At 69.9% G+C, this 8,139-nt stretch carries 10 protein-coding genes and 2 tRNA genes; 2 read left to right on the top strand and 10 right to left on the bottom strand.

All coding sequences use genetic code 11. The features are described from left to right. From ACM2XV_RS09985 to ACM2XV_RS10020, 8 genes are all read right to left on the bottom strand, one after another. A partial coding sequence (locus ACM2XV_RS09985; protein ID WP_487026824.1) for an NAD(P)-binding protein occupies nucleotides 1-362 on the bottom strand: 362 nt, incomplete at its 3' end. A 131-nt stretch (nucleotides 363-493) separates the two neighbouring features. Then, nucleotides 494-1,582, bottom strand: coding sequence for an FUSC family protein (locus ACM2XV_RS09990; RefSeq protein WP_344777600.1), 1,089 nt, complete (start codon nucleotides 1,580-1,582; stop codon nucleotides 494-496). Continuing rightward, nucleotides 1,579-2,241, bottom strand: coding sequence for an HAD family hydrolase (locus tag ACM2XV_RS09995; RefSeq protein ID WP_344777598.1), 663 nt, complete (start codon nucleotides 2,239-2,241; stop codon nucleotides 1,579-1,581). Before ACM2XV_RS09995 ends, ACM2XV_RS09990 begins: the two co-directional genes overlap by 4 nt. A gap of 10 nt (nucleotides 2,242-2,251) precedes the next feature. Further along, nucleotides 2,252-2,896 (bottom strand): dihydrofolate reductase family protein, encoded by a 645-nt coding sequence (locus ACM2XV_RS10000; protein ID WP_344777596.1) that lies wholly within the window; start codon nucleotides 2,894-2,896, stop codon nucleotides 2,252-2,254. Nucleotides 2,897-2,935: 39 nt separating this feature from the next. Then, nucleotides 2,936-3,397: a GNAT family N-acetyltransferase gene (locus tag ACM2XV_RS10005; protein WP_344777594.1), complete on the bottom strand. Its 462-nt coding sequence runs from the start codon at nucleotides 3,395-3,397 to the stop codon at nucleotides 2,936-2,938. A 61-nt stretch (nucleotides 3,398-3,458) separates the two neighbouring features. Then, nucleotides 3,459-3,532: transfer RNA gene (locus ACM2XV_RS10010), tRNA-Ile, on the bottom strand. Next, a complete protein-coding gene (locus tag ACM2XV_RS10015) occupies nucleotides 3,523-4,770 on the bottom strand; it encodes a glycosyltransferase (RefSeq protein WP_487026825.1) in 1,248 nt (415 codons plus the stop codon). The genes ACM2XV_RS10010 and ACM2XV_RS10015 overlap by 10 nt, the downstream gene beginning before the upstream one ends. 61 nt (nucleotides 4,771-4,831) lie before the next feature. Further along, a complete protein-coding gene (locus tag ACM2XV_RS10020; RefSeq protein ID WP_487026826.1) occupies nucleotides 4,832-5,749 on the bottom strand; it encodes a DMT family transporter in 918 nt (305 codons plus the stop codon). Nucleotides 5,750-5,789: 40 nt separating this feature from the next. Between ACM2XV_RS10020 and def the strand changes: the two genes are divergently transcribed. Further along, nucleotides 5,790-6,356, top strand: coding sequence for a peptide deformylase (gene def, locus ACM2XV_RS10025; RefSeq protein WP_344777587.1), 567 nt, complete (start codon nucleotides 5,790-5,792; stop codon nucleotides 6,354-6,356). A gap of 87 nt (nucleotides 6,357-6,443) precedes the next feature. After that, nucleotides 6,444-6,516 (top strand) — tRNA-Asn (locus ACM2XV_RS10030). Here the strand turns inward: ACM2XV_RS10030 and ACM2XV_RS10035 are convergent. Together ACM2XV_RS10035 and ACM2XV_RS10040 are read right to left on the bottom strand one after the other, a co-directional pair. After that, nucleotides 6,478-7,329, bottom strand: a complete 852-nt coding sequence (locus ACM2XV_RS10035; RefSeq protein ID WP_487026828.1) for an ATP-binding cassette domain-containing protein — start codon at nucleotides 7,327-7,329, stop codon at nucleotides 6,478-6,480. The two genes, ACM2XV_RS10030 and ACM2XV_RS10035, sit on opposite strands and share 39 nt — an antisense overlap. Nucleotides 7,330-7,343: 14 nt before the next feature. Beyond that, a partial coding sequence (locus ACM2XV_RS10040; protein ID WP_487026827.1) for an ABC transporter ATP-binding protein occupies nucleotides 7,344-8,139 on the bottom strand: 796 nt, incomplete at its 5' end.

An 8,139-nucleotide genomic window follows, 5' to 3' on the forward strand; every position in this document is an offset into this window, starting at 1 on the left:
CGATCTGAGATGCACCAGCGGTACGCGAGGGCCCGGCCGTCGGCGAGGATCGCCACGCGGCGCGCGACGTCGACGTGAGCGACGCGGGTCCGCAGCCACAGGCGTGCCGGGTCGACGAGTCGGTCGGCGATCGCCTGCCACTGCGCGCCGCTCGCGCCTGCGACGCTCCACGAGAACCCCCGTGCGTCCGTGACGGCGGCGGCCGCTCCGCCGACGCGGTCGCTCGCCTCGACGAGGGCGTACTCCGCGCCCCGCTGCTCAAGGCGAGCAGCGGCGCCCAGACCGGTCGGTCCTGCGCCGATGATCAGGAAGTCGACACTGTCGGCAAGCACACGATCGGTGTGCGCAGGGCGCTGCGTCATGTTCGTCCTCGAAAAAACGGGTCCATCGGGTTGGTCCCCCATTAGGAGGACACCCTATAGGCAAATCGTTTTCGGAATGTGAACAGGCGATGCGTTTCGCGGCCGCCTGTCACGTCGCGGGCGTCGGCTTGCTACCGCTGGGCGACGGCGGTGAGGACGTTGCGCAGTGCCACCACCGCCGCGGTGCTCATCGGGACCTCCGACGGGTGCACGCTGCCCTCCTTGTCCAGCTCGCGCTCGAGGGCAGCCAGAGCGTCCTGGGCGTCGCCTCGGGCCTGCCTGACCTGCTGCTCGTCGGACGGGGCCGCGCGCAGCGCGGACGCGACGCGCCGTGCCGCGTCGGCGAACGCGGGAATGAGGTCCGCGTCGACGCCGCCGAAGGGCTCGGTCACCGGCGACGCATGGCCGAGGATGTCTGTGAGATCGGTGACGGCGAACGTCGCGCGCTCGAACGCCCGCAGCTGGACGTATGACGACTCGACCTCGGCGCGGATGTCGCCGCGGAGCGCCCGGGGGTTGCCGCGTCGGCTCTCGTCGGCCCGTCGCACTGACCGGCGCACCGCACTCGCGTCGGCCTGCAGGCGGTCGAGGCGAGCGGCCCACGCGTCGCCGTCCACGTCGTCCTCTTCGAGCGCCTGCGCGAGGCTCTCGAGATGGTCGGCGAGCCGGTCGCGCAGCGCCTGCAGCGCGCGGTCCGCTTCCCGAACGGCGAGCGGCGGGAAGATCAGCATGTTGACCGCGACGCCCACGGCCGCGCCGATGAGGGTCTGAAGGAAGTACCCGATCGAGTAGTCCGTCGGGTCCGCTCCTCCGATCAGGAGCACGAAGATCGCTGCGGATGCCACCCAGGTGTTCGCTTCCCCGACGAACTGGAACCCCGCGGCCAGCACGGCGATGGCGACCGCGATCGGCACGGTGAGGAGGTGGGGGCCGCCGACGAGCACGACGAGCAGGGCGAGCCCGATACCGACGGCGAGGCCGATGACGGTGCGGATGCCCTCGCGGATGCCGCCGAGCACCGTCGGCCCCGTCGCGATCACGGCGCCGAGCGGCGCGTAGTAGGGATAGTGAGACGCGGCGCCCGGCACGGCCTGTGCGACGAGCCAGGCGACACCGGCGGCGATCGCCGCCTTGAGCGCAAGGAGCAGCCGAGCCTGGGCGCCCGCGCGGGTGTCCCAGTGGAACTCGCGTGCAGCCTCGTGGAGAAAGCGGTGTATCACGCGCCCAGGAGCCGGTCGAGGCTCTCGAGGACAGCACGGGTGCCTTCGAACACGTCGTTCGCTCCCGCCTCGCGCAGTTCGGCTTCGCTGACCCCGCCCGAGAGCACGGCGTACGGCGCGACACCGGCGCGCGCCGCGGCCTTCATGTCCCAGACGGCGTCACCGATCATGATCGCCGCCTGCGAGTCGACCCCTGCGCGCTCGAGCGCGACCGCGATGATGTCAGGTGCCGGCTTCGCGGTGTCGACATCGTCTGCCGAGGTCGTCGCGTGCACGGCGTCGTCGACGCCGAGCAGGCCCGTCAGCAGATCGAGTTCATCCTGCGGCGCTGACGTGGCGAGCACGACGGGAACGCCCCGTCGGTCCAGTGCGGCGATCAGCTCGCGGGCGCCGTCGAAGACGCGCAGCCGCGGGGCGAGATCCTGGTAGAAGCGGGCGTGGAGCGACTTGGCGTGCTCGTTCCATGCGTCGGGCCGCTCGCCGACCAGACTCGCGAGCAGCTGCGCCGAGTCCTGACCGATGCTGCGATGAATCCGCCACGCATCGACGTGCTCGCCGACCGACTGGAACGCGCGATGCCAGGCCTCCACGTGGAGATAATTCGAGTCGACCAGCGTGCCGTCGATATCGAAGAGCACCGCGCGGATGCCTGTCGCCATCACTCCCCCGTCAACGTCGGAATGTCACATGGACGACGCCGCTCTCGGCCGTCTCAGCCGAAACCTCATAGCCGGCCTCGAAGCCGCGCAGTCCGTCCCATAGACGGATACCCCGGCCGAGCAGAATCGGAACGATCGCGACGTGCAGCCGGTCGACGAGCCCCGCTGTGAGGAAGTCGCGGATCACGGTGGGGCCGCCGCCGATGCGGACATCCTGGTGGCCTGCGACGTCGAGCGCGCGGTCGAGCGCCTCTCGCGGCGGTGCGCTGAGGAAGTGGAAGGTGGTGCCGCCCGACAGCTCGAGCGGCGGACGCGGCGCCGTGTGGGTGAGCACGAACACCGGCACGTGGAACGGAGGCTCGTCGCCCCACCAGCCGCTCCAACCGGGGTCGTCGGCGTTGTCGTGGAAGCCGAACATGCCGGCGCCCATGATCTCCGCGCCCACGTTCTCGAAGTAGGCCTTTCCATATGCGTCGTCGACGCCCGTCGTGCCTGCACCCGAGGTGTCGTGCAGAACGCGCTGACGGAACGTCCTGGTCGAGACATACGCCTTCGTCAGACGGGCCCAGTCCTCTCCGAACGGATTCTCCGGCGTCTGGTCGGTCGTCGTCGCGAACCCGTCGAGTGAGATGTTGAGGTCAACGCGAACGGCCATCGGCTCCTCCAGCGCGGGGCGGGTTGGCGCTCACGATACTCACTCGCAGCGGGTCAGGGTGCGCGACCACGCGACCTCGCGCTCGAGCTGCCCGCTCGCGACGAAGAGGCGCACCTGGTGCGCGTCGGCCAGGGCCGCCGCAAGCTCGCGCCGATCGGCGCTTTCGAAGCCGAGCTGCTGCCAGAACGGCCCGGAGCGCCGCGAGAACAGCCATGCCTGTGACGCGCCCGCTGCGCGCGCCTGCTCCATTGCGTACCGCGCCAGCCGGGAGCCTGCTCCCGCGGTGCGGTGCTGCAGGGCGACCGCGACGCTGCGGATGAGCGCGTGCCGGCCGTCACTGCTCAGCTCGAACCCCGTGCTGCCGATGATCTCGCCGCTGTCGTCGCGCTCGACCCAGAGCTGCACCGCGGGCTCGCCGAGACCGGCGAGCGTCAGATCCACGGTCTGAAGGAAGTCGCGCACGTCGTCGACGTCGTTCGCAGACATGCGCACAAAGACCATGCCTCGATTATCGGGGAAGGAGTACCGCGGTTCGCAGCTGGCCGCTCTGCGCATCGCACAGTAGGGCGGGCGGGACTTGAACCCGCGACCCAGGGATTATGAGTCCCCTGCTCTAACCGGCTGAGCTACCGCCCCTCGGCGACGGAGTCGTCGCGACGCTCGTCGGTGTCGAGGTCGGTCACGGGGTCCACCACCGGCTCTCCACGATACAGACACTCGAAGGTCGTCAGCGTCCGCTCGATGTCGTGCACCTGGATGAGCCGCAGCGACGCCTTCTTCATTCGGCGGAACTCGTCGTCGGGCAGGGTCAGAATGCGCTCGAGCTTCTGCGCCAGATCCTGCGCGTCGTCGGGGCGGAAGAGGTAACCGTTCTCGCCGTCGTGCACGAGGTGCGGCAGCGCCATGGCGTCGGCGGCGACCACGGGCAGCCCGGACGACATCGCCTCCATCGTCACGATCGACTGCAGTTCGGCTGTCGACGGCATCGCGAGCACGTCGGCGCGGGTGTAGGCCTTCTTGAGGTCGGCGTCCGAAACGAGGCCGGCGAAGCTCACCCGCTCGCCGACGCCGAGTTGGGCGGCGAGCCGCTCGAGGTGGTGCCGCTGCTCGCCGTCGCCGACGATCTCGAGCGACCAGTCGAGCGTCTTCGGCAGCAGCGCGACGGCGCGCACCAGCACCTCGAGGCGCTTCTCGCCCGTCACGCGGCCCACGAAGACGATGCGATTGCCGCGATGCTCGAAATCGGGCGTGTAGTCGCCGACGCGCACCCCATTGCCGATGGCGTGGACGCCGGAGATCCCGGTCGCCTCTTCGAGGTAGTCCGCGGCCCTGCGGGTCGGCGTCGTGACGGCATCCGCCCGCCTCAGAATCTCGGCCGCATCGCGCCACGCCCACTTGAGCAGCAGCGGCTGCAGCGGCTTCGGCACCGTCGTGTGCTCGATCATGTTCTCGGGCATCGTGTGATTCGTCGCGATGACCCGGATGCCCCGCGAGCGCGCCGCCAGAGAGAGACCGCGCCCCACGACGAAGTGCGATTGGAAGTGCACGGCGTCGGGCTTGATCTCGTCGAGGATGCGGCCCGCGTTGCGGCGCATCGTCCACGGCATCATGAACCGCAGCCATTCGTGCGGGTACCAGCGCAGGCTGAAGAGGCGGTGCATGTGCAGCCGGGCGCCCTCATGCGTCTCGTCCCAGGCGCCGGTGCGGAATGCACTTCGCGACGGGGCGATGACGTGAACGGTGTGGCCCCGCCCGACGAGACCGGCCGCAAGCCGCTCGGCGAAGCGGGCGGCACCGTTCACATCGGGGGCAAAGGTGTCGCAGCCCAACAGGATCGTCAGCGGCTGCGAATGCGCGTCGCTCGAATCGGTCACGTGGTGATACCTCGGAGGGGAACGGGGATGCCAAGGGGTTCGGCGCCCCAGTCTAGGCACCTCACCCCGGCATCTGCGGGTGATGACGCGCCAGCAACAGCACACCCACAACCGCGACCACGCCCGTGACTAGCCAGACGGCGATCGCCCAGGGCTGCACCGCCAGGGCCTCGTTGAGGATCGTGATGCCGATCGTCACCGCGACCAGCGGGTCGATGACCGTGAGGCCGGCGATGACGAGATCGGGCGGGCCCGAGGCATACGCGTTCTGCACGAAATAGGCGCCGAGTGCGACGGCGGCGATGAGCGCGGCGACGCAGACCGCGGTCAGCAAATCGAACTCGTGCTGCTGCAGGCGGGCGATCACGACTTTGGCGAGCGTGGCGACGAAGCCGTAGAGGATGCCCGCCGCGACGACGTACATCAGGGCGCGCATCCTCTTCCGGAACACGGCGAACGTGGCCGCCGCGAGCACGAGGACCGCGGCGAGGATGCCGAGAATGCGGATCAGCTCGACCTCGGTGATCGGCACTTCGCGGGCCTGGAACGCGGCGACCAGCACGAACGCGCCGACGCCTGCCACGCAGAGGCAGATGGCGAGGACGCTCAGGCGGTTCAGGCGGTGCTTGGCCACGCGCGCGTTCACGATCGCGGTGACCACCAGCGCGAATGCGCCAAGGGGCTGCACGACGATGAGCGGGGCGAACGCGAGGCTCGTGAGCTGCAGCAGGATCGCCGCGCCGAGCATGAGCGTGCCCGCGACCCAGCTGGGCCGGGCGAGCAGCAGACGCAGCTGCCCGAGGTTCAGGCCGCCCGATGCGGCATCGGTCTCGCTGCTCTCGTCGACCTTCGCGACGCCCGCGTGCTGCAGCTGCGCACCCAGCGAGAGGAACACCGCGCCGACGAGGGCCAGCGGGATGCCGATGAACTGACGGGGGTCGAGGCTCAGAGGGTCGAGCCCGATCGCGGCGGCTGGCACGTGAGAAAGGTACCGGACCGCCCGCCGATATCCTGGGCGAATGGCCGTACTCCCGATCCGAATTCAGGGTGAGCCCGTGCTGCACGCGCCCGCCGAGCCCGTCACCGTCTTCGACGACGAGCTGCGCCGCTTGGTCGACGACATGTACGAGACCATGGATGCCGCGCCCGGCGTCGGCCTCGCCGGGCCGCAGGTCGGCGTGAACAAGCGCCTGTTCGTCTTCGGATGGACGGACGACGACGACATCGAGCACCGCGGCGTGGCGATCAACCCCGTGCTGTGGATCCAGCCCACGCCCGTCGGCGAGGCCGACGACGAGGAGGAGATCGAGGGTTGCCTGTCGTTCCCCGGCGAGCGGTTCCCGCTGCGCCGCTCCCCCGCCGCGATCCTTCAGGCGATCGATCTCGATGAGCAGCCGTTCGAGATCCGGGCAGAGGGCTGGCTCGCCCGCATCTTCCAGCACGAGTACGACCACCTCGACGGCATCCTCTATCTCGACCGGCTGCCGCGCCCATTCGACCGCGAGTGGGTCAAGATCAGCCGCAAGCGAGGCTGGGGCGTGCCCGGCCAGGCCTGGCTTCCCGGCGTCGACCAGCTCGAGGGCTGAGGCCCGATCGGGGGCACGCCGCCGATTTGGAACGCGCCGTTTCGATCCCTTAAGCTAGACCTCGTTGCCCGGTTCTCCGGGCCGCATTCCTCGGTAGCTCAATTGGCAGAGCAATCGGCTGTTAACCGATAGGTTCTTGGTTCGAGTCCAAGCCGGGGAGCCCCAAGGCTCTCGCCAGCTTCGCAACATACGGGTGATCCGGTTCCCGGAACACAGAGTCGATGTCGCCGTACCCGACGATCACACCGTCGTGCATGATGGCGACCTGCGCGCCGAGCTGCCTCAGCACCGAGAGGTCGTGCGTGACGACCAGCGCCGCGAACTGCGGGTCCTCACGCAGCTTCTCGATCACGCGCACCACGGTGTCGCGCACGGTGACGTCGATGCCGGCCGTCGGCTCGTCGGCGATGAGCACGTTCGGCCCGAGCACCAGCGAGCGGGCGAGCGCGACACGCTGTCGCTGGCCATCGGAGAGCTCGTAGGGGTATTTCTCCATCACCGCGAGCGGCAGTCCCACGGCGTCGAGCACGGTCAGCGCGCGGGTCTGCGCGGCTTCCGCGTCGAAGCGCTTGTCCCGCGCGAAGATCGGCTGCTGAAGCAGCTCGGCGACCGTCTCGGTGCGCTCGAGCCGATCGTTCGCATCCTGCGCGAGATATGCCGTGTGGAAGGTGAGCCGATTCCGCTTGCCCTGCGAGATCGTGCGCAACGCGACGCCGTTGACATACGCGTCGCCGCCCGAGATGCGGATGTCATATCCGCCCGCCCCCTTTCGCGCGAGCTCCCCCGCGAGAATGCGAGCGAGGGTGCTCTTGCCCCCGCCCGACTCCCCCAGGATGCCGAGCACCTCGCCCGCCTTGACCTCGAAGCTCACCCCCCGCAGCGCGTACCCGCCGGGGTGCCCCTTGGTGCGGTACTGCGCCGAGAGGTCGTTGACGACGATCGGCGCGGGGGCGCTTCCGGGCTGCGTCTTCACCTTTGCGAGCCTACTCAGCCCGCGCTGCCCTCGGCGTTCTGCGCCGCGAGCTCCTTGAGCTCCGCGCGTCGAGCGGCCTGAGCCACGGGGTCGGGAACCGGGAGCGACGCGAGCAGCTTCTGCGTGTACGGGTCGCGGGGGCTGCCGAGCACCTCGGCGTTCGTGCCGGTCTCGACGATCTCGCCCGTGTGCATGACGGCGATGCGGGTCGCGATCAGGTCGACGACGGCCAGGTCGTGGCTGATGAAGAGCCCGGCGAAGCCGAACTCGGCCTGGAGCCGCGTGATCAGCTCGAGCACGCGCGCCTGCACCGACACGTCGAGGGCCGAGGTCGGCTCGTCGAAGATCACCAGCTTCGGCCGCAGCGCGAGGGCGCGAGCGAGCGAGACGCGCTGCCTCTGACCGCCGGAGAGCTCGTGCGGGAAGCGGTCGACGTACTCATCGGGAAGTTGCACGGCCCCGAGCAGCTCGAGCACCCGGGCGCGCGCGGCGGCCGCATTCGGTACGGCGCCGTGCACGAGCATGGGCTCGGCGATCGCGTCGCCGATCGTGAGCAGCGGGTTGAAGCTCGATGCAGGGTCTTGGAAGACGAACCCCACGTCTTTGCGCACGGGGCGGAACTCGCGCTCGCGGATGCCGCGCATCTCGTGCCCGAGAACCGTGAGCGAACCGCCCGTGACGCGGGTCAGGCCCGCGATGGCGCGCCCGATGGTGGTCTTGCCGCTGCCGGACTCGCCGACGAGGCCGAGCACCTCCCCCGGCGCGATCTCGAAGTCGACGCCGCGCACGGCGCGGAACCCGGGCCGGCCG

It is taken from the genome of Gryllotalpicola sp. CP2-P1 (genome assembly GCF_057512245.1).